General features: G+C 48.0%; 23 protein-coding genes. 11 read left to right on the top strand and 12 right to left on the bottom strand.

Translation table 11 applies throughout. From position 1 onward, the window contains the following. Nucleotides 1-10: 10 nt before the first annotated feature. Nucleotides 11-1936 (top strand): carbohydrate binding domain-containing protein, encoded by a 1926-nt coding sequence (locus tag TRQ7_RS04765; protein ID WP_201771667.1) that lies wholly within the window; start codon nt 11-13, stop codon nt 1934-1936. A gap of 58 nt (nt 1937-1994) precedes the next feature. Continuing rightward, nucleotides 1995-3968, top strand: coding sequence for a methyl-accepting chemotaxis protein (locus TRQ7_RS04770; protein WP_041844135.1), 1974 nt, complete (start codon nt 1995-1997; stop codon nt 3966-3968). 14 nt (nt 3969-3982) lie between these two features. Here TRQ7_RS04770 and TRQ7_RS09740 read toward each other — a convergent pair whose 3' ends face one another. Together TRQ7_RS09740 and TRQ7_RS09745 are read right to left on the bottom strand one after the other, a co-directional pair. Further along, entirely contained in the window at nt 3983-4132 is a 150-nt protein-coding gene (locus tag TRQ7_RS09740; RefSeq protein WP_201771668.1) for a hypothetical protein, read from the bottom strand. A 42-nt stretch (nt 4133-4174) separates the two neighbouring features. Next, on the bottom strand, nt 4175-4327 hold the full coding sequence (locus TRQ7_RS09745; RefSeq protein WP_201771669.1) for an NAD(P)H-dependent oxidoreductase: 153 nt from the start codon (nt 4325-4327) through the stop codon (nt 4175-4177). Between the two features lie 75 nt (nt 4328-4402). Here TRQ7_RS09745 and mutL point away from each other — a divergent pair, with 75 nt between their 5' ends. Continuing rightward, complete coding sequence (gene mutL / locus TRQ7_RS04775) at nt 4403-5941, top strand: DNA mismatch repair endonuclease MutL (RefSeq protein WP_041844136.1); 1539 nt, start codon at nt 4403-4405, stop codon at nt 5939-5941. Here mutL and TRQ7_RS04780 read toward each other — a convergent pair. The 9 genes from TRQ7_RS04780 to TRQ7_RS04820 all read right to left on the bottom strand — a co-directional run bounded on the left by TRQ7_RS04780 (nt 5938) and on the right by TRQ7_RS04820 (nt 12186). After that, a complete protein-coding gene (locus TRQ7_RS04780; RefSeq protein WP_015919171.1) occupies nt 5938-6246 on the bottom strand; it encodes a DUF190 domain-containing protein in 309 nt (102 codons plus the stop codon). The genes mutL and TRQ7_RS04780 overlap by 4 nt on opposite strands. Further along, nucleotides 6243-6635: a fluoride efflux transporter CrcB gene (gene crcB, locus TRQ7_RS04785; protein ID WP_015919172.1), complete on the bottom strand. Its 393-nt coding sequence runs from the start codon at nt 6633-6635 to the stop codon at nt 6243-6245. Before crcB ends, TRQ7_RS04780 begins: the two co-directional genes overlap by 4 nt. After that, nucleotides 6625-7395, bottom strand: a complete 771-nt coding sequence (locus tag TRQ7_RS04790) for a glucose 1-dehydrogenase (RefSeq protein WP_041844137.1) — start codon at nt 7393-7395, stop codon at nt 6625-6627. Before TRQ7_RS04790 ends, crcB begins: the two co-directional genes overlap by 11 nt. Nucleotides 7396-7433: 38 nt before the next feature. Continuing rightward, nucleotides 7434-8408: a thiamine pyrophosphate-dependent enzyme gene (locus tag TRQ7_RS04795; protein ID WP_041844138.1), complete on the bottom strand. Its 975-nt coding sequence runs from the start codon at nt 8406-8408 to the stop codon at nt 7434-7436. A gap of 14 nt (nt 8409-8422) precedes the next feature. Beyond that, nucleotides 8423-9601, bottom strand: a complete 1179-nt coding sequence (gene porA / locus TRQ7_RS04800; RefSeq protein WP_038066974.1) for a pyruvate synthase subunit PorA — start codon at nt 9599-9601, stop codon at nt 8423-8425. A gap of 2 nt (nt 9602-9603) precedes the next feature. Next, nucleotides 9604-9903 carry a pyruvate synthase subunit PorD gene (gene porD, locus TRQ7_RS04805; protein ID WP_015919177.1) on the bottom strand — a complete coding sequence of 100 codons (300 nt, stop codon included), beginning with the start codon at nt 9901-9903 and terminating at the stop codon, nt 9604-9606. A 12-nt stretch (nt 9904-9915) separates the two neighbouring features. Then, on the bottom strand, nt 9916-10494 hold the full coding sequence (gene porC, locus TRQ7_RS04810) for a pyruvate synthase subunit PorC (RefSeq protein WP_038066977.1): 579 nt from the start codon (nt 10492-10494) through the stop codon (nt 9916-9918). Nucleotides 10495-10584: 90 nt separating this feature from the next. Continuing rightward, nucleotides 10585-11415 (bottom strand): methyl-accepting chemotaxis protein, encoded by an 831-nt coding sequence (locus TRQ7_RS04815; protein ID WP_041844139.1) that lies wholly within the window; start codon nt 11413-11415, stop codon nt 10585-10587. Between the two features lie 9 nt (nt 11416-11424). After that, nucleotides 11425-12186 carry an MBL fold metallo-hydrolase gene (locus tag TRQ7_RS04820; RefSeq protein ID WP_015919180.1) on the bottom strand — a complete coding sequence of 254 codons (762 nt, stop codon included), beginning with the start codon at nt 12184-12186 and terminating at the stop codon, nt 11425-11427. Between the two features lie 180 nt (nt 12187-12366). On the opposite strand from TRQ7_RS04820, the gene TRQ7_RS04825 reads away from it, so the two are divergent. Genes TRQ7_RS04825 through TRQ7_RS09465 form a run of 5 tightly spaced genes read left to right on the top strand, consistent with a single transcriptional unit; the run spans nt 12367 to nt 16706 of the window. Next, nucleotides 12367-12855, top strand: coding sequence for an NAD(P)H-dependent oxidoreductase subunit E (locus tag TRQ7_RS04825; RefSeq protein ID WP_038066981.1), 489 nt, complete (start codon nt 12367-12369; stop codon nt 12853-12855). Between the two features lie 3 nt (nt 12856-12858). Further along, complete coding sequence (locus TRQ7_RS04830; protein ID WP_041844140.1) at nt 12859-13239, top strand: NAD(P)H-dependent oxidoreductase subunit E; 381 nt, start codon at nt 12859-12861, stop codon at nt 13237-13239. Nucleotides 13240-13256: 17 nt separating this feature from the next. Further along, nucleotides 13257-15080, top strand: coding sequence for an NADH-quinone oxidoreductase subunit NuoF (gene nuoF / locus TRQ7_RS04835; RefSeq protein WP_038066984.1), 1824 nt, complete (start codon nt 13257-13259; stop codon nt 15078-15080). Continuing rightward, nucleotides 15077-15505, top strand: a complete 429-nt coding sequence (locus TRQ7_RS04840; RefSeq protein ID WP_015919184.1) for a ferritin family protein — start codon at nt 15077-15079, stop codon at nt 15503-15505. Before nuoF ends, TRQ7_RS04840 begins: the two co-directional genes overlap by 4 nt. 37 nt (nt 15506-15542) lie before the next feature. Beyond that, nucleotides 15543-16706 (top strand): glycerol-3-phosphate acyltransferase, encoded by a 1164-nt coding sequence (locus TRQ7_RS09465; protein WP_052472225.1) that lies wholly within the window; start codon nt 15543-15545, stop codon nt 16704-16706. Between the two features lies 1 nt (nt 16707). Here TRQ7_RS09465 and TRQ7_RS04850 read toward each other — a convergent pair whose 3' ends face one another. Beyond that, complete coding sequence (locus tag TRQ7_RS04850; RefSeq protein ID WP_038066989.1) at nt 16708-17382, bottom strand: cyclase family protein; 675 nt, start codon at nt 17380-17382, stop codon at nt 16708-16710. A gap of 32 nt (nt 17383-17414) precedes the next feature. Between TRQ7_RS04850 and TRQ7_RS04855 the strand changes: the two genes are divergently transcribed. The 3 genes from TRQ7_RS04855 to TRQ7_RS04865 are packed head-to-tail and all read left to right on the top strand — an operon-like array spanning nt 17415 to nt 21720. Further along, nucleotides 17415-18731, top strand: coding sequence for a transglutaminase domain-containing protein (locus TRQ7_RS04855; RefSeq protein ID WP_041844141.1), 1317 nt, complete (start codon nt 17415-17417; stop codon nt 18729-18731). A 2-nt stretch (nt 18732-18733) separates the two neighbouring features. Then, complete coding sequence (locus TRQ7_RS04860) at nt 18734-19771, top strand: L-Ala-D/L-Glu epimerase (RefSeq protein ID WP_041844142.1); 1038 nt, start codon at nt 18734-18736, stop codon at nt 19769-19771. Continuing rightward, nucleotides 19768-21720 carry an IGHMBP2 family helicase gene (locus TRQ7_RS04865; protein WP_041844143.1) on the top strand — a complete coding sequence of 651 codons (1953 nt, stop codon included), beginning with the start codon at nt 19768-19770 and terminating at the stop codon, nt 21718-21720. The genes TRQ7_RS04860 and TRQ7_RS04865 overlap by 4 nt, the downstream gene beginning before the upstream one ends. Nucleotides 21721-21812 lie beyond the last annotated feature (92 nt).

Genomic DNA, 21812 nt, shown 5'->3' on the forward strand with positions numbered 1-21812 from the left:
AGGGGGTATCATGAAAAAACTGGTTCTTGTTCTTTTGCTATTTCCTGTTTTCATCCTGGCTCAGAATATTTTACACAATGGCTCCTTCGACGCTCCCATTCTCATCGCTGGTGTCGATATCGAACCACCTGCAGCAGACGGTTCTATAAACACGCAGAACAACTGGGTGTTTTTCACCAATTCGAACGGTGAGGGCGAAGCAAGGGTGGAAAATGGCGTTCTCGTGGTTGAAATAACAAACGGAGGAGACCACACCTGGTCTGTTCAGATAATCCAGTCCCCCATACGTGTTGAGAAACTCCACAAGTACAGAGTTTCTTTCAAGGCAAAGGCCTCCGTTCAGAGAAACATAGGAGTGAAAATAGGAGGAACGGCAGGAAGGGGCTGGGCAGCTTACAATCCCGGAACGGATGAGTCGGGAGGTATGGTTTTTGAACTTGGAACAGACTGGAAGACGTACGAGTTCGAATTTGTCATGAGACAGGAAACAGATGAAAACGCACGCTTTGAGTTCCAGCTTGGAAAGTCAATGGGGACAGTCTGGATAGACGACGTAGTGATGGAGGATGTGGGAACGCTGGAAGTCAGTGGTGAGGAAAACGAGATCTACACCGAGGAGGATGAGGACAAGGTGGAAGACTGGCAACTTGTCTGGAGTCAGGAGTTCGATGATGGAGTTATCGATCCAAACGTATGGAACTTTGAGATAGGAAACGGCCATGCAAAGGGCATACCTGGCTGGGGAAACGCAGAACTCGAGTATTACACCGACAAAAACGCATTCGTTGAAAACGGCTGCCTCGTGATAGAAGCAAGGAAAGAACAGGTATCCGATGAGTACGGAACCTACGACTACACATCCGCAAGGATGACCACTGAAGGTAAATTCGAAATAAAGTACGGAAAGATCGAGATAAGGGCGAAGCTTCCCAAAGGAAAGGGCATCTGGCCGGCTCTCTGGATGCTTGGAAACAACATCGGTGAAGTTGGATGGCCCACCTGTGGTGAGATCGACATCATGGAGATGCTGGGGCACGACACAAGAACCGTTTACGGAACAGCGCACGGTCCAGGGTATTCTGGCGGTGCAAGTATAGGTGTGGCTTATCATCTTCCCGAAGGAGTTCCTGACTTCTCAGAAGACTTCCACGTCTTCTCCATCGAGTGGGACGAAGACGAAGTGGAATGGTATGTAGATGGCCAGCTGTATCACGTTCTCAGCAAGGACGAACTTGCCGAACTTGGACTCGAATGGGTCTTCGATCACCCGTTCTTCCTCATACTGAACGTTGCGGTGGGAGGTTACTGGCCGGGCTATCCTGACGAAACAACGCAGTTTCCACAGAGAATGTACATCGATTACATCAGAGTTTACAAAGATATGAATCCAGAAACTATCACAGGAGAAGTGGACGATTGTGAGTACGAACAGTCTCAGCAGCAAACAGGGCCCGAAGTGACCTATGAACAGATAAACAACGGCACATTCGATGAACCGATAGTGAACGATCAGGCCAACAACCCGGATGAGTGGTTCATATGGCAGGCCGGTGACTATGGAATCAGCGGTGCCAGAGTTTCTGACTACGGTGTCACAGATGGCTACGCGTACATCACGATAGAGGACTCCGGAACAGATACCTGGCACATACAGTTCAACCAGTGGATAGGCCTCTACAAAGGAAAGACCTACACCATTTCTTTCAGGGCTAAAGCAGATACACCAAGACCGATAAACGTGAAGATCCTTCAGAATCACGATCCATGGATCAACTACTTTGCGCAGACAGTCAATCTCACAACAGAATGGCAGACGTTTACGTTCACCTACACACATCCAGACGATGCGGACGAGGTTGTTCAGATCAGTTTCGAACTTGGAAAAGAGGCTCCAACCACGATTTACTTCGACGATGTTTCGGTGAGCCCTCAATGATTTCTCCCCGGCGGTAATGCCGGGGTTTTCAAACTGAACCGAAGAGGGGAGATCGAGAGTGAACATAAGAGCAAGGATTGTCTTCATAATGATCGTAGTTCTTTTGTCTTTTGTGTTGAGTGCTCTTTTGATCCAGAGGAACACCTCGAATCTTCTTGTAAACAGTGCAAAGGAGTACATGGAGAAGTCCGTGGTGTCTCTTTCAAAGTATGTTTCTCAAAGGTTGAATGAGGTTCAGAAGAATTTGAAAACCCTTCTTGGAAGTTCCCTCATAGGTGGTTATACGATCGCGTCGAACCTTCAAACCGTTCTTCAGGGGGCTACTGATACAGCTTCTTTGGGTCTTGTGATCGATGAAATGAGTGAATCTGCCTATCTCGTCTTGCCCGAGAAGATAGAAGAGAAGAACTATTCAGAATACGAGAAATATCTGAAACTTCTGAAAGAGAGCAACCGAACATCGCTTGTTCTGGCAGAGAAAATCGGGGAAAGTCCGATGCTGCTGTTCATGGAGGGTATCACCACTTTTGGAACGGAGCCATCGGGAGCACTCGCTCTTGGAGTATCCCTTTCTGAAAATTCAAATCTCTGGAAAACCGTAGTAGAAGAGGGGAAAGCGAGCAAAAGCGGCTACGGCATACTGGTATCCGGTGATGGGAAAGTATTGATACACAAAGACATGAAAAACTTCATGAAAGACGTGAAAGAACTTGGGGGATTTGAGAAAGCTTTCAGTGAAGCAAAGAGTGGAGGAGAAAGGTACGTGGAGTACGAAGAAAACGGAGAAAAGAAATACACCGTATGGGCGAAAGTGCCAGGATACGACTTCTACATCTTCTCGACAGGATACCTCAACGAACTACTTTCAGAAGGAAGGAAAGCGACCTTTGGGACGATCGTAACATACGTGGTATTTGGAGGCGTGATCTTTGGGGTGTTGTTCTTCTCGATGATGCCTGTAGTGAGAAGGATGAAACAGCAGGTAGAGAGAGTGAAGAGATTTGGAGAAGGGGACCTGACGGTAGAATTTGAGGCGAAAGGAAAAGACGAACTGACACAGGTAGAACAGAGTCTGAAAGAAGCGGTATCCTCACTGAAAGAGATGATCAAAAACATCATAGAGGCATCAAACGAGCTGAGCAAAGCATCAGAAGAGATAAAGGCCCTCTCAGAGGAGAGCCACAGATCGGCAGAGAACCTCCACGAAGAGGCAAAGAGGATACTGGATGAGGCGAACAACATGAGCAGTGCACTCACAGAAGTGACAAGTGGAGTAGAAGAAGTAGCGGCGAGTGCACAGAACATCTCGAAGATCACCCAGGATCTGACGGAAAGGTCAGAAGCGGTGACGAAAGCTGCAAGAGAAGGAACAGAGAGCGTAGAAGGGGTAAGCCGTGTCATAGAGAAACTGAAAGGGTCAACAGAGAAACAGAGAAACTACCTGAAGGAACTTGTGGAGTCAGCCAAGACCATAGGGGAGATAGTGAACACGATCAGCTCGATAGCAGAGCAGACGAATCTACTTGCACTGAACGCAGCGATAGAGGCGGCAAGGGCAGGAGAGGCAGGAAGGGGCTTTGCGGTGGTTGCGGATGAGATCAGAAAACTTGCAGAAGAGAGCCAGAAAGCGACAGAAGACATAGCGAAGATGCTGAGCAGTCTGAGGGGGACGATAGGGCACGTGGAAGAAGGGTCGAAAGAGGTCTTTGAGAGTGTGGACGAGATAGCGGTGAAGGGGGAAGAGATCACAAAGAGGTTCAAAGAGATCCTTGGAAGGATAGAAGAGATCAACAGCATGATAGAGAACACGGCAGCAACAGCTCAGGAGCAGGGGGCTGCAGCAGAGGAGATGGCAAGTGCGATGGACAACGTCACCAAGGTGGTGGAAGGTGTCGTGGAGAGTCTCTCAAGAATGGAGTCCCTCATAGAAAACCAGACCACCTCCTCTGCTAGGGTGAGTGAGGCGGCAGAGAGACTTTTGAAAATATCCGGGGCACTTTCTGGACTGGTATCAAGATTCAGAGTGGGGTGAATCCCCCACTCTTTTTATCCCAGAAATTTTTCTCCGATTTCTTCAGCTTTTTTGAGAAGGTCTGTTCTTTTCAAAACAGCACCGGGTTCGTTCAGACCGTTTCCACCGATGATTCCCACCTTTTCCATTCCTAAGAATTCAAAAAACCTCGAGATCTCCTTCATAATACTCTCACCGGTATTACCACCGCCCTGGGAGTGGCTTCATCAATGCGAACAACCGGTCCATGAGGATTTTTGTTTGACAGAAAAACCAGCCCCACAAGTTCTTCTTCTTGCACCTTCCAGTACCTTCTCAACCAGAATTTTCGTGTTTCCGTTCTTTCTAGGACTACCAACTATCCCTGTGACTTTCAGCATGATCTCACCCCCACGACATTCTACTGTTTCGATGTTAAAATCATCACTGGATCAAAAAAATTAGGGAGTGACACCTTGAGAATAAGAAGGCTTCCTGAAAGTCTGATCAGAAAGATAGCTGCAGGTGAGGTAATACACAATCCCTCCTTTGTTGTGAAAGAACTCGTTGAAAACAGCCTGGATGCACAGGCAAACAGGGTGGTTGTTGAGGTCGAAAACGGCGGGAAGAATCTCGTGAGAGTATCAGACAACGGAACGGGAATGACAAAGGAAGAGGTCCTTGTCGCTATAGAACCTCACACAACGAGTAAAATAGAAAGCGAAGAGGACCTTCGCAGGATCAGAACGTACGGTTTCAGAGGAGAGGCACTCGCTTCGATCGTTCAGGTGAGCAGGACCAGAATCGTGACTAAAACGAAGGAAGATGCCCTTGCAACTCAGGTTCTGATAACCGGAGGAAAGGTGGAAGAAATTTCTGAAACCCACAGAGACACCGGTACAACAGTTGAGGTGAAGGATCTTTTCTTCAATCTACCCGTTCGAAGAAAATCCCTGAAATCTTCCTCAATAGAACTCAGAATGTGTCGTGAGATGTTCGAACGGTTCGCCCTTGTGAAAAACAACGTGGACTTCACCTTCATCTCAGATGGAAAGATAATTCATTCTTTCCCAGCAACAAGCGACCTTTTCGAAAGGGCTCTTTTGATACTCGAGGATCTGAGAAAGGGATATATAACGTTCGAAGAGGAACTTTCGGATCTGAAGATAAAAGGAATCGTTTCAGCGCGTGAAATCACAAGACCGAACAGAACGGGAGAGTACTTCTATGTGAACGAACGCTTTGTCATCTCTGAGGAGCTCCACGAGGTTCTCATGAAGGTCTACGATCTTCCAAAAAGAAGGTATCCGATCGCTGTTTTATTCATAGAAACAGATCCGGAAAAACTCGATATCAACATACACCCCTCGAAGATCGTGGTGAGGTTTCTGGAGGAAGAAAAGGTCAAAGAGGCCCTGGAGGAAGTTTTGACGAAAAATCTTGCAAGGAAGTGGTACAGATCGGTTACGTACGAAGAAATCTCCTCCCGTGCGCTCAGTGTGGCAGAACCTTCTTCCTACAGGTGGTTTCTTGTGAAGAAAAAGTACGCGGTTGTGGAGACTGAAGATGCCCTTTTTTTCATCGATCTTCACGCACTTCATGAGCGGGTCATATACGAGGAAATCCTGGCAAAAAGGGTATGGAGATCGAAGAACCTGAAGAGAAGGGTCATCACCAGCCTGCCTGATGAAGAACGGGAAAAACTGGAAAAACTGGGCTTTTCCTTCCAGTTTGAAGGTGAATCCCTGGTGGTTCGGAAGGTTCCAGAGTTTCTCACAGAAGATGCCGTGGAAGAATTCTTCAAAGAGATCATCCACGGCAGCACGGAGATGTTGAGGGAAAAAATTGCCCTTGCCGCGTGTAAACTTGCCACAAGATCCGGTGAATTCGACGAAAAGACGGCTTCAAAACTCGTGGATCTTTACTTCCAGAAAAAATACGAAAGGTGTCCACACGGAAGGCCTGTTTCTTTCAGGATCAGTTACGAAGATCTGGACAGGTTCTTCGAACGCTAACCCATTTTTACAACTTCGACATCGATTAAGAGAACAAGACCATCGAAATCTATGCCATCGAGTTCTCTCAAAAACTCATTTATCCTTCCTTCTTCATCTACGATCTCCAGGACGATGGGAAGATCCGGTGAGAGACTGAAGAAGTCACTCCTGTGTATGTGCCTTTTGTGACCAAATCCCATTATTCCTCTGTAAACGGTTACTCCTTTCATTCCAAGTTCATAGGCTTGCTTCACAAGGTACTCGAAGAGGGGCTTTCCTCCATGTCTGTCCTTCTCCCCAAGGTAGATTCTCAAAAGTTTCATACCTTTCCTCTCCCCAGAATCATTCCAAAATAAGCACCTGTGAAGGAAAGGATCAGACTGGTCAGCATGTACACCACACCCCTTGCCGGGCTTTCTTCTATGAGGGAAAGCGTCTCGTACGTGAAGGTAGAAAAAGTGGTGAAGGCACCGAGAAGTCCTGTTCCAAAAAAGAGGATCGCTTCCTTCGACAGGGGAACCTTTTCAAGAGAGGCGAACATCATAAGAGAGAGAAAAAAAGATCCAGTGGTGTTCACAACGATCGTTCCAAGAGGAAGATAGGAGAATGGAAAAAGGGAGTTGACCACTCTGGAAACGAAATACCTGAAAATGGCTCCGATCGATCCGCCGATTGCCACAAGGAGGTATTCCAACCTGTCTTCACTCCTCATAGATCATCTTTATAGTCATTCCTCCATCGACGGTGAAATTCACTCCCGTTATGAAACCAGCCTTTTCATCGTCCGCAAGGAAAACACACAGGTGAGCTATATCCAGCGGGTTTCCCACTCTTCCTGCGGGGTGCTGTTCATGATCGATGGGTCTCAAGTCTGGCTTTTTTCTCAGAGATTTTTTCTTCCACTCCGATGTCTCTATCCATCCCGGACTGATACACACCACTCTTATTCTGTACTTTGAAAGACTCACAGCCAGAGAATGGGTGAGGGCAACAAGACCCCCTTTTGAGGCTGAATAAGGCTCCGTATCTGGTTCCGACTGGAAAGCTCTTGTGCTTGCAATGTTTATGATCACTCCACCGCCACGTTTTATCATCTCTTCTGCACAGTATCTGGAACAGATGTAGGGACCTGTGAGGTTCACTCTGATCACTCTTTCCCACTCTTCGAGAGATCTTTCGAATATGCTTTTCACAGAAGTGATGGCGGCGTTGTTCACAAGAACGTCTATCCCACCGTAGAGTTCCACGGTTTTCTTCACCATGTTCTTCACGGATTCTTCGTCAGAAACGTCCGTCTTCACGAAGGTGACATCCAGACCCTTTGATCTCAGAATCTCTTCTCTTTCAAAGCCGGCCTCTTCATCTATTTCCGCTATGACAACTTTCATTCCGTTTTCTGCAAAAAGTTGAGCGATCGCAGCGCCTATTCCCTGTCCTCCACCCGTGACAACGGCAACTTTACCAGAAAGCATGATACTCCCTCCAAAAAAGGGCGGGAGAACCCGCCCTTTCATCTGATCGGTTTGTCTTTTGTGGCCTCTTCCAGTGCAAGGAGCCTTTCCCATCTTCTGTCGACGTATTCCTGAAGTTCATCTATGATCTCTTTCGCGTCGGGTCTTGAAAGCAGTTTTCTGAACCTTCCTTGGGCCTTCAGAAATTCCTCCACGGGTTTGAACTGTCTCGGCTTTCTTGTGACTCTGTAAACTCCCCTTTCCACTTCGTACAGGGGCCAGTACTTTGTTTCCACAGCGAGTTTTGAGATCTCAACCGTTTTGTCGTCGTTCACCCTCCAGAACCTGACACAGGGGGAGAGCACTGCAAGGAAAGAAGGTCCGTCGAAGTTCAGTGCCTTTTCCACCTTGGCGAAGAAGTCCATTGGCTCGGACAGGGCGGCAGTTGCGGCGTAGACGTTCTCATGGGCTGCCACGATCTCGACGATGTTCTTTTTCAACTGGACTTTTCCGGGGAGTTTCTTTCCAACGGGAGCCGTTGTGGTGTCAGAACCCGGTGGTGTGGAACCGGATCTCTGGTTTCCTGTGTTCATGTAACCTTCGTTGTCGTAGAGGACATAAAGCACCTTGTGGCCTCTTTCAAGCATACCGGAGAGTGACTGAAGTCCTATATCGTACGTTCCTCCGTCTCCTCCGAACGCGATGAAAGCGTACTTTTTGTCTTCTGGAATCTTTCCTTTGTTCTTAAGAGCCCTGTAAGCGGTTTCTACACCGCTCATCGTTGCTGCTACGTTTTCGAAGGCGTTGTGGATGTAGGGAACGCTCCAGGCGGTGTAGGGATAGATGGTGGTGGAAACCTCCAGACAACCTGTCGCTAGTCCAACAACGGGTTCGTATCCAAGGTGTCTTGCGATCATCATAACGAATTTGACCGTGATTGGAGCACCACATCCGGGACAGAGTCTGTGACCCTGTGTGATACCTATTTCCTTCTTGTCGAACTCCTGTGCCAGTTGTTTTATGTTAACGGGCATTCTTCACACCTCCTTCATTCTCTGAGACCAAGGTATCTCTGTTCGTCGGCGATCAGATTTCCGTTTATGGCGTCCTCGAAGGCCTTTCTGATGTGCTCCGGTTTTATATCCCTTCCACCAAGACCGTAAACGTAGGATCCAAGGCTTGGTCTTGCGGCCACTTCGTACAGGGAGGATTTAACAGCCTCATACAGGGGAGCTTCCGCTCCAAAGGAAACTGCCCTGTCAAGGACGATGACGCTCTTTCTACCGTTGAGAAGCTCCTGAAGTTGTTCCTTCGGGAACGGTCTGAACATCCATATCTTCAATGCGCCAACTTTGTGGCCTTCTTCCCTGAGTTCGTCGACGACGTATTTTATCGTGCTGTTCGTGGAACCGAGGGCCACCATCACGTGTTCTGCATCGTCCAGTTTGTAGGGTTCGACGAACCAGTACTTTCTGCCGAACGTCTCTTCGAACTCTTTTGCGATCTCCGGAAACACTTTCTTCACGTTTTCCATGGCTTCTATTTGCTGTCTTTTGTGTTCGAAGTAGTAATCGTAGAGATCGAGGGGTCCCCACGTTACCGGGTGTTCTGTGCCCAGGAGAGGATACATGGGTTTCAGTTCACCGACGAACTTCTTCACAAGGTCGTCAGGATAAAACTCAACGGGTTCCACCCCGTGGGAGAGGATGAATCCATCGAGGTTCACCATGACGGGAAGTCTCACATCGGAGTGTTCTGCGAGTCTCACGGCAAGGATGGTGAAATCGTAAGCCTCCTGGTTTGTCTCTGCAAAGAGCTGTATCCAGCCTGAGTCTCTTTCTGCCATCGCATCACTGTGATCACAATGTATGTTTATCGGACCACTCAGGGCCCTGTTCACAACGGGCATCACTATGGGAAGTCTGTAGGACGCGGCAATGTAAACGATCTCATGCATCAGAGCAAGACCGTTCGCACTGGTTGCCGTCATCGCCCTTGCGCCTGCGGCGGCAGCTCCCACAACGGCACTCATTGCACTGTGTTCGCTCTCAACGGGTATCATCTCTGTTTTGACGATGCCGTCTGCGACGAATCTAGCAAAGTACTCCACGATGGGAGTTTGCGGAGTTATGGGGTATGCCGCGACGACGTCGGGTTCTATCTGTCTCATCGCATTGGCAACGGCTTCGGCACCGGTGACGGCCACTCTCTCAACGACCCTTTCCATCTTCATCCCTCCTCACCCAGAAACTCCGTCTCAGGTCTCATCTCTATAGCCTGCTTTGGACAGACGTTTGCACAGAGTCCGCAACCCTTGCAGTAGTCGTAGTTGAATCCCTTCATGATTCCGCCTTCCTGAACGATTGCCTGATCAGGACAGTACAGCCAGCAGAACATACAATCTATACATTTTTCTTTGTGAAGTATGGGCCTCATAACACGCCATGTTCCCGTTTTGTATTCTCTTGCCGTTCCCGGTTTGTCGATGACACCACCGATGGGGATTTCTTTCCAGCTTTTAAGGGACATTTTTACACCTCCTCACTCTGAGCATTTCACTTCTTCGTATCCACGCCTGAGGGCCCTCTTGTTTGCTTCCACCACTTCCTGAGGGAATTTCTTTCCGAACATCTTTTCAATTCTTTTCTCTATCACTTCAAGTGGCACAACTCCTGTTACTCTGACCAGTGCTCCTAGCATGGGTGTGTTCGGTATACCACGTTTTATTTCCTGAAGGGCAATGTCTGTAGCATCGACCACGCAGATCTTTCCGTTGAAGCCTGTTTTCTGTCGGACGAACTCGAAGTCTTTCACCGTGTTCACAAGGAGGATTCCGTCTTCCGAAAGACCCTCTACAATGGCAGGAGAAAGTAGCGTTTCATCGATTACCACGACAACATCTGGATTCTCTATGGCGGATCTTACTCTGATGTACTCATCGCCTATTCTGTTGAACGCCCTCATGGGAGCACCCGTTCTTTCTGCACCGTATTCTGGAAACGCCTGAACGAATTTTCCTGCTTCTAGTGCCGCCTCTGCCAGCATCTGAGAAGCGCTCTTTGCGCCCTGCCCGGCTCTACCGTGCCAGCGAATCTCAAAGTATTTCTTTGCAACGGGCATCGATTGCACCTCCTTACACAATGTGATTTAACCCACGTAATTGTATCAAATACATAGTTCATTTCATAAACGGAATACTTGAACAGATTATTAAATTTTCAGGTCCTTCAGCTTCCTCTGGGCAGAGACCACAGAGTTTATCACCCTGGTTATCGTTGTGAATCCCCTGGTTGTCTCTTCCAGCACTTTCGTGGCCGAGTTGATCTCCTCGCTTTCTTCGAACAACGTTTTACTCGAGTTGTCAAGGGTGTTTTTCACTTCCTGGAGGAGAGCCACGTTTTTTTCCATGAACTGGATCATGTTCTGAAGAGTTCTTCCCACCGTTTCGAAAAGGTTTGCCATGAACTCCAGATTTTCGAGAGAGCGCTGGGTGGATTCTATTATCTCCCTTGTTTTGGCTTCGATCTGTTTTGTCACCCTGTTCGTCTCGCTGGAGAGGTTCTGAACCTCGCTTGCAACCACTGCAAAACCTTTACCAGCTTCTCCCGCACGAGCTGCCTCTATGGTGGCGTTCAGAGCGAGGATGTTGGTCTCTCTTGCTATCTTCATGATGTTTCGAACGAGTTCTTCTATGGATTTTATGTTCTCCAGTGTTTCTGCTATCTGTGAGGATGCTTCGTTCACCCTGTCGACAATCTGGTCAACACTTGTACCCGATTTTTTTAGATCCTCGATGATCTGGCTGTTCATGTTCTCCATTTCCTGAACGGCTTCGATCAGTTTCTCACTGTTTTTCTGAAATTCCTGGGAGATCTTTTGAAACACCCCGTTGAGCTCTATGAATCTATCTTTGATGTTCACCACTTTCCGCTGGACCCTCTGGAGTTTTCTGGTCAGGGCTTCGTCGAGCTGGCTGGTGAACGATATGATGGTGTTCTCCGCAAAGAAGGCGGAAGTCAGTTTGTCCACGATTTCCCTCATGGGATCACCTCACACAGAATAGAGAGTGTCAACAAGGTCGACTCCACACTTGAGATTTCTGAACCATTCCAGGAACTTCTTCACGGACTCTCCTCTGAAAACAGCACCATGCTGTGGGGCTATCATCTCTATGGGCCTCTTTGATACCATGTCCACCCATTTTTTACAGACTGCGTTGGAAGCCATGTATCTTTTGTGAAATGCCTCCATCAGTGGAACGTGATGTTCAAAGTTGTCGACGTATCTGTACCTCTTTCCACGCTCGAACACTGCCGCTCCGATGTCACCAGAGAACAGTATCTTCGCAACAGGATCGTAAACGACGAAGTTTCCGGTTGAGTGGAGAAAGTGAGCGGGCAATATCTCGAGTTCTTTTCCGCTTGAAAGTTTTATCTTCGATCCTTTGTCCGGGATAGGAACGATCCTTTTCTGATCGAAAATTCCAAAGTGAGGAAGGAATCTGACCCAGAGAGAGGAAATGTATATCTTCGCGTTCTCGCATATGGAAAGCCACAAGAGAATTCCGGAGGTGACATCAGGGTCCTGATGCGTGTAAAATATGTGTTTTATACTGGAAAGTTCCGTTATCTCAGCGATGTTGGACATGACACGTGGAAAGACGTGTGCTCCTCCGGGATCTAGAAGGACTCCCTCGTTACCGTCCATTATCAGGTACTGGTTCGTCTGAACAATCTCTTCCTCCTTTTCTTCCCATCCCAGGAAGAAGAACCTGTGCTGTCCATCATCGTAGAGAACCTCGTTATCGAACATCGATTGATCACCTCCTCAGCCAATGTCTTCCCCTTTGATTCTATCACTTCACAAATTTTTCTTTTCTTTTCGGTGTACAGTACTCTGGGATGATATAATTGGTGTGATGAATGTGAAAAAAATATCAGATGAAAATTGTGAAAAAATTCTCGATTTAATATCAGTTAGGAGGTGGCCGTGTTGGTTAAATCAAAGGAAGAACTTTTCAAGGAACTGGATGAGTTCATAGAGAAAAACAACTACGAAGGGAAAAAGGATGTGTTGATACAGGTGCTCCACAAGGCGCAAGAGTTGTTCGGATACCTTCCTGCGGACGTTCTCGAGTTCATCTCCGACAAACTCAATGTGCCACTCTCCAAGGTCTACGGTGTGGTCACTTTTTACAACTTCTTCTCCACGAAGCCAAAAGGAAAACATCAGATCAAAGTTTGTCTTGGTACCGCATGTTATGTGAAAGGGGCGGACAGGATCTTCGAAAGATTTCTTGAGGAACTCAAGGTGAGTCCGGACGAGCCCACCAGTGACGGACTCTTCTCCGTTCATGGAGTGAGATGCCTCGGAGCGTGCAGCATGGCTCCCGTTGTCATGGTGGACGACAGCGACTTCTACGGTAGAGTGACGCCCGATATGGTACCTCAGATCATAAACAAGTACAGGCGGGAGGGATGAGGAATGGGTAAGGTGAAAAGCCTGGAAGAACTCATGAAGATAAAAGAGCAGGCTCTCAAAGATCTGCAACTGAGGGGTGAAACGGGTAAAAGAGGGAAGATAACGGTTGCCATGGGAACGTGCGGGATCGCCGCCGGTGCGAAAGAGACCCTGAAGGCGATCGTTGAGGCACTCAACGAACACGGTGTGAATGATGTGACCGTGGTTCAGTCCGGTTGCATGGGTCTCTGTGAGGTTGAACCGACGGTGGAAGTGAGACTCGAAGGGCAGGAACCCGTTGTGTACGGCAGGGTGACACCTGAGAATGCAAGGAGAATAGTGAAGATGCACATACTGGAAGGTAGAGTGGTAGAAGATCTGGTTGTCAAAAGAGGAGAAGTCTGACACTGGAGGTGAATGAAGTGCCACTCACAACGAACACGATCCTCATCTGTGCAGGAGGAGCCTGTATCTCTGCGGGTGAAAAGAGTGTCAAGGATGCCTTCGAGGAAGAACTGAAAAAGTACGGTCTTGATGAAGTCGTCAGGGTGATAGAGACAGGCTGTATGGGTGCGTGTACGCTGGGTCCGATTGCTGTGATCTACCCGGAAGGAGTGTTCTATCAGAAACTCACCCCTGACGCGGCAAAAGAAATAGTCGAGGAACACATCCTCAAGGGAAGGATCGTCGAAAAGCATCTCTACAGAGCACCGGAAGGAAAGCCCGTTCCCAGAGTTCACGAAGAGGTGCCTTTCTTCAAAAAACAGGTGAAGATCGTCACGAGAAACCTCGGAGTCATAGATCCAACGAAGATAGAAGAGTACATAGCAAGGGACGGATACTTTGCCCTTGCAAAGGCCCTTCAGATGAAGCCAGAGGATGTGATAAAAGAGATCAAAGACAGTGGTCTCAGAGGAAGAGGAGGGGCAGGTTTTCCAACGGGGCTCAAATGGGAACTCGCTGCAAAACAGAAGGCCGAGAAGAAGTTCGTTGTCTGTAACGCAGACGAAGGAGATCCAGGAGCGTTCATGGACAGGTCTGTTCTCGAAGGAGATCCCCATGCTGTCATAGAAGGTATGGCGATCGCTGCCTACGCGATAGGTGCCCAGAAGGGCTTTGTCTACGTCAGGGCTGAATATCCCCTTGCCATAGAAAGGCTCAGCATCGCTCTTGAACAGGCAAGAGAGTACGGCTTTCTTGGAGAAAACATCATGGGAACGGATTTTTCCTTCGACATAGAGATCAGAATCGGTGCGGGAGCATTCGTCTGCGGTGAGGAGACGGCACTCATGGCTTCCATAGAGGGAGAAAGGGGCCAGCCTAGGGTGAAACCCCCGTATCCCGTTGAAAAAGGTCTGTGGGGATATCCAACGGTGATCAACAACGTGGAGACACTTGCGAACGTACCCTGGATAATAAGAAACGGTGCGAAGGAATTCAGAAAGTATGGAACAGAAACCTCTCCAGGTACGAAGGTATTCGCACTCGCCGGTAAAGTGAAGAACACAGGTCTTGTGGAAGTTCCGATGGGAATCACCCTCAGAGAACTCATCTATGAGATCGGCGGAGGAATAGTGGGAGACAAGAAACTGAAAGCCGTACAGACAGGAGGACCCAGCGGGGGATGTATTCCCGCCGAGTACATAGACACTCCCGTTGACTTCGAGTCTCTACAGAAACTGGGAGCCATCATGGGTTCTGGTGGAATGATCGTGATGGACGAGGACGACTGTATGGTCGACGTTGCAAGGTTCTTCCTTGAGTTCACCGTGGAAGAGTCCTGCGGAAAGTGTACTCCCTGCAGAGAAGGAACGAAGAAAATGCTCGAAATCCTGGAAAAGATCACATCGGGAGAGGGAACCGAGGAAGACATAGAAGAACTAGAAAAACTCGCGAACGTGATAAAGGATACTTCCCTCTGTGGACTCGGCCAGACCGCACCGAACCCCGTTCTTTCAACCCTGAGGTACTTCAGGGACGAGTATCTTGCACACGTCAGGGAGAAGAAGTGCCCTGCCAAAAAGTGTAAGGCACTCATCAGTTACGTGATAGATCCAGAAAAGTGTGTCGGCTGTACCGCCTGTGCGAGGGTGTGTCCTGTTCAGTGTATAAGTGGTCAGGTGAGACAGCCACACGTGATAGATCAGGCAGAGTGTGTCAGGTGCGGTAGCTGTATCGAGGTCTGCAGGTTCGGTGCCATCAGTAAAGTCACACCGGCTCTGCCCGTGGAGGAGGCGGTAGAATGATAGGGCCAAGGGATCTTTTGAACATCGCTTTGAAGATCGAATCAACCGGGTACTCATACTACAAAAACCTGGCGGAGAAAACTGAAGGAGAAACAAAAGCACTCTTTGAAAGGCTTGCAGAACAGGAAAGAGACCATTCAAGAAGGTTCAGAGAAATTCTCGACAAGTACGAACAGGACCTCAACCCTTCCGATGAGGTACTCGGATACCTTGAATCCCTTGCTGAAATCTCCATCTTTCCAAAACTGGAAGACACTCCACCCGATGATCTGAGAGAGGCAGTGAGAAGGGCTATAGAGGTCGAAAAAGATTCCATCGTGTTCTACAGTGAGATACTGGCCTTTGTTCCTGAGAAAGAACCGATCCAGTTGATCATTGACGAAGAAAAGAAACATCTGAGGGACCTTTTGAGGCTTGATGTGTGAAACTGCCCCGCCGACCGGCGGGGTTTTTTCGAGGTGAGTGAAAATAGTTCTTTCACTTCTGATCGGATATCTTCTTGGAAGTATTCTGCCCGCTTATTTTCTTGTGAAGGCATTTGTCGGAGTGGACGTGAGGAATGTGGGAACAAAGCACGCTGGAACCACAAACGTCTACAGAATTGCCGGATTGTGTCCGGCTGTTGTGACGGCCTTTTACGATACAACGAAAGGTGTTCTTGCTGTTCAAATTTCAAAGGCGATGGGCCAGTCAGATTTTATAGCACTCCTGTCTGGCTATTTTGCTGTGATCGGACACATCTTTCCCTTCTATCTGCAGTTCAGAGGAGGAAAAGGAGCGGCAACGACTGTAGGACTTCTTCTTTTCTTTCTCTGGAACACCTGGCTGAGGTTTCCAGTATGGTGGTTTCTTTCGGATCTGTTTGTCCTTTTGTCTCTTGTGCTTGTTCTCCTCTGGAGCAGCAGGAAGGGAGACGTCGTCGGTTTGTTTGTTCTTCCTGCACTTGGTTTGCTCCTTTCTCTGAGGAAGGTTGATCACCTCTGGTTTCTCTGGGTCCTTGTGGGTACACTCTGGATGATCAATCTGAGAAACGTTCTTGAGGAAAAGGTCATCAAACTGGGGGAGGCTGGCTGGAGAGTTCTGATCAGACCCTCTGCTTTTTTGCTCCTTTTTCTTGGATTGAAGATGGAAAAGGAAAAATTTTTGCTTCTTGTGGTGATAGTTTTCTCCATTTTTCTTCTGGCAGACATCTCAAGGTTGATCAGCCGCAGAATTCACAGGTTTTTCCACGAGGAACTCGAGAACAGAATCTACAGAAGTGGTGAAAGAAAGAAGATCTCCTCCATGACACTGTTTCTACTTGGAGTACTTCTCAGTTTTCTGCTCTTTGAAAAGGAAATCTCTTTCGCAGCAGGATGTTTTCTCATCTTCGGTGATATGACCGCAAAGGTTGTCGGGGTCTCCTTTGGGAGGAAAAGACTGTTTCACAAAAGTTTCGAAGGAACGATGGCGGCCTTTGCCGTTAACCTCTTTGTTGCTTATGCGATCTTTCTTTCGGGATTGATGGATTTTCTTCCTGTCTTTCTTGGCAGCGTGGTTGCCACAACATGTGAGGTTCTTCCTCTGTCGATAGATGACAACGTATCCGTTCCTGTTTTCTCTTCTCTTGTGATGAACCTGTTTTGACTCATTCCACCTCTGCCAGCACGCTGACAGGCCCTCCATCCAGTCCCTTGAATCTCACCGGAAGTGCTATCACACGCTTTATCTTTCTTTCAACGATGGGTTCCAAGTTCACATCCTCAAAGATGATGATCGGTCTTTTTCTGCTGAACTTTTTCGAAAGAAGCCATCTGTGTGCAGGGTATCCTTCTTTTGCTCCCGAAACGATGGGATCGGCACTGAGAAAATCGAGCATGATCGCCCTGAGCGAGGGAACTTCTTCTCTCAAAAATCTTGCAAGTTCAGGAGAGATTCCAGGAAACAGGAATCTGTAAGTGGCAGGATCTTCTATTCTGAACCTAGAAAAGCCTGATCTGAACATGAGAAGATCTGCCCCGGTCAGGTCTACTCCCTTCAGATCTTCCAGCGTGAAAAGTTCCATGGGAGCTTTTTCTCTGTTCACGATCACAGGATGATCGAATATGAAGTACTCAAGTGGTATCTCATCCAGAGTCCAGCCGTCTTTGCAAAAATGATACGGTGCATCCACGTGGGTTCCCGTGTGTGAAAAATGATGAATCATCGTGGTGTTGGCGATATCTCCCTGCTCGATTCTGTCCACCACTTCAAAGCGAGTCGGAGGGTTATCTGGATAGGTCATCATTTTCTCTTCAATGGGGTAAGATAGTTCTATGAACATGTCCATCACTTCCCTTTCAGGAGGTTCAGATCATGGAGTTTCTCGTATACAGTTTACCAGAAGAGATCGCCAGGGAAGAAGCCCTGGGGAACTTTTCCACTGCTTTGAAACTGATCGATGAATTCCTGAAAAAAGACCTCCCAGAACTTCAGCGAAAAAGACTCATCTACGAAAAAGAAAGAATAGAAAGACTCATCGAAGATTATCCTTTCAGCGAAAAAGAGGCCCTCGAGAAACTCAAAGAGATGTTTGAAGATTTCTCCGAAGAAGAGTTTCACCGTCTTCTAAAGGAAGGAATTCTTGACTACATTGTTGTGAATGGAGAAAGAAGATTTGAAAGGCGCTTCTTTCACAACCTTGCCTTCGCAAAACCAGAGTACAGAGAAAGACTCAGAAAAAAAGATGAAAAAGTCGAAAAGGCACGAAAAATCCTCCATGACCGTCTTGAACGTCTCACAAAGGGTGAAAAACCAAAGGAATATCTCGTGAGGGCAAGGGTTACTCTGAGGCTGAAGAAAACTTCTTCCAGAAACCGTGTCTGGCTTCCGTTCCCGAAAGAGGGTTTTCAGATCGAAAACGTGAAACTTCTGAAAACAAGCCACAAGAACTTCTACCTGGCACCGAACAATGTTCCACAGAGAACGATATACTTCGAAGGAAAAGACTCCGTTTATTTCGTGGAGTTCGAGTACACCGTGAGGGAGTGGATAAACCGTGTTGATCCCGAAGTGGCCGAAGAACCTGGACATTTCGAAGAATTTCTGAGGGAAGAGCCACCTCACATCGTCTTCACACCGAAACTCAGATGGCTCACCAGAGAAGTTGTGGGAGACGAGGAAAATCCGTACCTCAGGGCAAAGAGAATCTACGACTGGATCACGTTCAACGTGAGGTACTCTTATGTGAAACCGTACGCTCTCTACGAGAACATCACGGATTTTGTGGTGAACAACCTGAAGGGTGATTGTGGTTTCCAGGCTTTGCTGTTCATAACGATGTGCAGGATCGCTGGGATTCCGGCAAGGTGGCAGTCTGGATGGTACATAAACCCCATCTTTGCTTCCCCACACGACTGGGCACTTTTCTACATCGAACCTTACGGGTGGCTTCCAGCGGATCTTTCCTTCGGGGGTGCAAGGAAGGAAAGGGAAGATTTCAGAAGTTTCTACTTTGGAAACCTGGATGGTTTCAGGATGGTGGCAAACGATGATTTCATGAAGAGTTTTGATCCAGAGCCACGCTACATCAGGCAGGATCCCACTGACAATCAGGTGGGAGAAGCAGAGGGAGAAGATGGAAGGCTTCCATTCGAAAGCACTCTGGAAGTTTTGAGTTTTGAGGAGGTGTGAGCATGTCGAAAATAGTGGACGTGAAGTTCACCCTCAGAAGGTACGAGTACGAAAAGCCCTTCCATATAACAGGGAGCATCTCCTCTGAGAGCAGAAACGTGGAGGTCGAGATCACACTCGAGAGCGGGATCAGGGGTTATGGAGAGGCATCTCCTTCGTTCAGGGTGAACGGAGAGAGGGTGGAGGCTCTTCTGGCAGTAGAAAATGTGGTGAAGGACATGATCACCGGCTTTGACGTTCGAAACTACGCGAGGATCTTTGAGATCACGGATAAACTATTTGCTTTCCCGAGTTTGAAAGCGGCCGTTCAGTTTGCGGTGCTCGACGCTCTGGCGCAGGAACTCGACATTCAGGTGTGTCATCTTCTTGGAGGTGCAAAGAGCAGGATAGAAACGGACAAAACGGTGGGAATAGATTCCATAGAGAAGCGAGTGGAGGAGGCAAGAAAGATCTTCGAAGAAGGCTTCAGGGTGATAAAGATCAAAGTGGGAGAAAACCTGAAGGAAGACATCGAAGCGATGATGGAGATAGCAAAGGTCACAAAAGGTGCAAAGTACATCGTAGATGCGAACATGGGCTACTCCCCGAAGGAAGCGGTGGAGTTTGTAAAGAAGATCTACCAGGCAGGGATAGACATCTCCGTTTATGAACAACCTGTGAGAAGAGAGGATATAGACGGCCTGAGGTTTGTGAGGTTTCACTCTCCGTTTCCTGTGGCGGCGGACGAATCTGCAAGAACGAAGTTTGACGTGATGAGACTGGTGAAAGAAGAGGCGGTGGACTATGTGAACATCAAACTCATGAAGTCCGGTATCTCCGATGCCCTGGCCATAGTGAAAATCGCAGAAGCATCGGGACTGAAACTCATGATAGGATGTATGGGAGAGTCCAGTCTTGGAATCAACCAGAGCGTGCACTTTGCCCTTGGAACGGGTGCGTTCGAATACCACGATCTGGACAGTCATCTTATGTTGAAGGAAGAAAAATTCAGGGGAAAGTTCATCCAGGAAGGTCCAGAAATGAGGGTGAGAGAAGAATGACGGTTCGTCAGTTTGTGAAGAGACTCATAAAACTTGTGGAACTCGAAAGAAACGCTGAGATCTCCGCCATGCTCGATGAAATAAAGCGGCTCTCCGGAGAAGAAAGAGAAAAGAAGGGCCGTGCCATTCTCGGTCTTACGGGAAAGTTCGTGGGAGAGGAACTCGGCTACTTCCTTGTGAGGTTTGGAAGAAGAAAAGAGATAGACACGGAAATCGGAGTGGGAGATCTTGTTCTCATAAGCAAGGGAACCCCCCTGAAAAGCGATTACACGGGAACGGTGGTAGAGAAGGGAACAAGATTCATCACCGTTGCAGTCGACAGACTGCCTCCCTGGAAACTCAAAAACGTCAGGATAGACCTGTTTGCAAGCGATATCACCTTCAGAAGACAGATAGAGAACCTGATGGGACTTTCACCGGAGGGTAAGAAGTGTTTGGAGTTTCTCCTCGGAAAGAGAGAGCCAGAAGAGTCGGTCGAAGAGGAGTTCGTTCCCTTCGACGAAGGTCTCAACGAGAGTCAGAGAGAGGCTGTGTCCCTTGCCCTTGGAAGTTCTGACTTTTTCCTCATCCACGGTCCCTTCGGGACGGGAAAGACAAGAACCCTTGTGGAGTACATCAGACAGGAGGCAGCGCGTGGAAGAAAACTTCTTGTCACAGCGGAGAGCAACCTCGCGGTGGACAACCTTGTGGAGAGGTTGTGGGGGAGTGTGTCCCTTGTGAGAATCGGCCATCCCTCGAGGGTGTCACCCCACCTGAAAGAATCCACCCTCGCACACCAGATAGAAACTCACGATGAATATACGAAGGTGAAGGAGATGAAGGAAAATCTTTCAAAACTGATCGAGAAAAGGGACAGATTCACAAAACCGTCTCCCCAGTGGAGAAGAGGTCTGAGTGATGAAAAGATCCTGGAATACGCCGAAAAAAACTGGAGCGCCAGGGGAGTTCCAAAGGAAAGGATAAAAGAGATGGCTGAGTGGATAAAGCTGAACAATCAGATTCAGGAAATGCGAGAGTTGATCGAAGAAAAGGAAGAGGCGATAGCGAGAAGCATCGTGAGAAAGGCACAGGTGGTGCTCTCTACCAACTCGTCCGCCGCCCTCGATATAGTCTCTGGTATTCTCTTCGACGTCGTGGTGGTGGACGAGGCATCTCAGGCAACGATTCCCAGCATTCTGATTCCCATCTCCAGAGGAAAAAAGTTCGTTCTTGCAGGAGACCACAAGCAACTTCCCCCAACGATACTTTCAGAAGAAGCAAGAGATCTGTCCAGAACACTCTTTGAAGAACTCATAAGGCTCTATCCTGAAAAGTCCGTTCTTCTCGACACCCAGTACCGGATGAATGAAATTTTGATGGAATTTCCAAGCAGGGAATTCTACGATGGAAAACTCAAAGCAGACGACAGCGTAAAAAACATCACCCTCCTCGATCTTGGTGTGGAGCCACCGAACTTCGACAAACTCTGGGATGTAATTCTCTCACCAAAGAACGTGCTTGTGTTTGTGGACACCAGAAACAGACCTGACAGGTTTGAAAGGCAAAGGAAAGACTCTCCGTCGAGGGAAAACCTTCTGGAAGCCAGGCTGGTGAAAGAAATCGTGGAAAAACTCATCTCCATGGGGGTCAAAGAAGAATGGATCGGGGTCATTACGCCCTACGATGACCAGGTGGATCTGGTAAGAACGCTTCTGGAAGAAAAGGTGGAAGTGCACAGTGTGGATGGGTTTCAGGGAAGGGAAAAAGAGGTGATCATCATATCCTTTGTGAGGTCCAACAAAAACGGTGAGATAGGTTTTCTCGAAGATCTCAGACGACTCAACGTCTCCCTCACAAGGGCCAAAAGAAAGTTGATAGCAATAGGAGATTCCAGCACGCTTTCTGTTCATCCAACATACAGAAGATTTGTGGAGTTTGCAAGGAAAAAGGGAACTTATGTGAAAATCTAAAAATCCTTCACACTGGGTTCCACGATTTATAGTACCCTTGACACTTCATCCTTTGATGCTCAGCGGATGATAAAAATCATGTTTGAATTCAA

The organism is Thermotoga sp. RQ7 (assembly GCF_000832145.1).
GTDB lineage: Bacteria > Thermotogota > Thermotogae > Thermotogales > Thermotogaceae > Thermotoga > Thermotoga neapolitana.

Coding starts and splice junctions, on each gene's coding strand:
- TRQ7_RS04765 (WP_201771667.1), top strand. CDS start 11: ATGAAAAAACTGGTTCTTGTTCTTTTGCTATTTCCTGTTTTCATCCTG.
- TRQ7_RS09740 (WP_201771668.1), bottom strand. CDS start 4,132: ATGAAGGAGATCTCGAGGTTTTTTGAATTCTTAGGAATGGAAAAGGTG.
- TRQ7_RS09745 (WP_201771669.1), bottom strand. CDS start 4,327: ATGCTGAAAGTCACAGGGATAGTTGGTAGTCCTAGAAAGAACGGAAAC.
- TRQ7_RS04780 (WP_015919171.1), bottom strand. CDS start 6,246: ATGAAACTTTTGAGAATCTACCTTGGGGAGAAGGACAGACATGGAGGA.
- crcB (WP_015919172.1), bottom strand. CDS start 6,635: ATGAGGAGTGAAGACAGGTTGGAATACCTCCTTGTGGCAATCGGCGGA.
- TRQ7_RS04790 (WP_041844137.1), bottom strand. CDS start 7,395: ATGCTTTCTGGTAAAGTTGCCGTTGTCACGGGTGGAGGACAGGGAATA.
- TRQ7_RS04795 (WP_041844138.1), bottom strand. CDS start 8,408: ATGCCCGTTAACATAAAACAACTGGCACAGGAGTTCGACAAGAAGGAA.
- porA (WP_038066974.1), bottom strand. CDS start 9,601: ATGGAAAGGGTCGTTGAGAGAGTGGCCGTCACCGGTGCCGAAGCCGTT.
- porD (WP_015919177.1), bottom strand. CDS start 9,903: ATGTCCCTTAAAAGCTGGAAAGAAATCCCCATCGGTGGTGTCATCGAC.
- porC (WP_038066977.1), bottom strand. CDS start 10,494: ATGCCCGTTGCAAAGAAATACTTTGAGATTCGCTGGCACGGTAGAGCC.
- TRQ7_RS04815 (WP_041844139.1), bottom strand. CDS start 11,415: ATGAGGGAAATCGTGGACAAACTGACTTCCGCCTTCTTTGCGGAGAAC.
- TRQ7_RS04820 (WP_015919180.1), bottom strand. CDS start 12,186: ATGTTCGATAACGAGGTTCTCTACGATGATGGACAGCACAGGTTCTTC.
- TRQ7_RS04830 (WP_041844140.1), top strand. CDS start 12,859: ATGGGTAAGGTGAAAAGCCTGGAAGAACTCATGAAGATAAAAGAGCAG.
- TRQ7_RS04840 (WP_015919184.1), top strand. CDS start 15,077: ATGATAGGGCCAAGGGATCTTTTGAACATCGCTTTGAAGATCGAATCA.
- TRQ7_RS04850 (WP_038066989.1), bottom strand. CDS start 17,382: ATGTTCATAGAACTATCTTACCCCATTGAAGAGAAAATGATGACCTAT.
- TRQ7_RS04855 (WP_041844141.1), top strand. CDS start 17,415: ATGGAGTTTCTCGTATACAGTTTACCAGAAGAGATCGCCAGGGAAGAA.
- TRQ7_RS04860 (WP_041844142.1), top strand. CDS start 18,734: ATGTCGAAAATAGTGGACGTGAAGTTCACCCTCAGAAGGTACGAGTAC.
- TRQ7_RS04865 (WP_041844143.1), top strand. CDS start 19,768: ATGACGGTTCGTCAGTTTGTGAAGAGACTCATAAAACTTGTGGAACTC.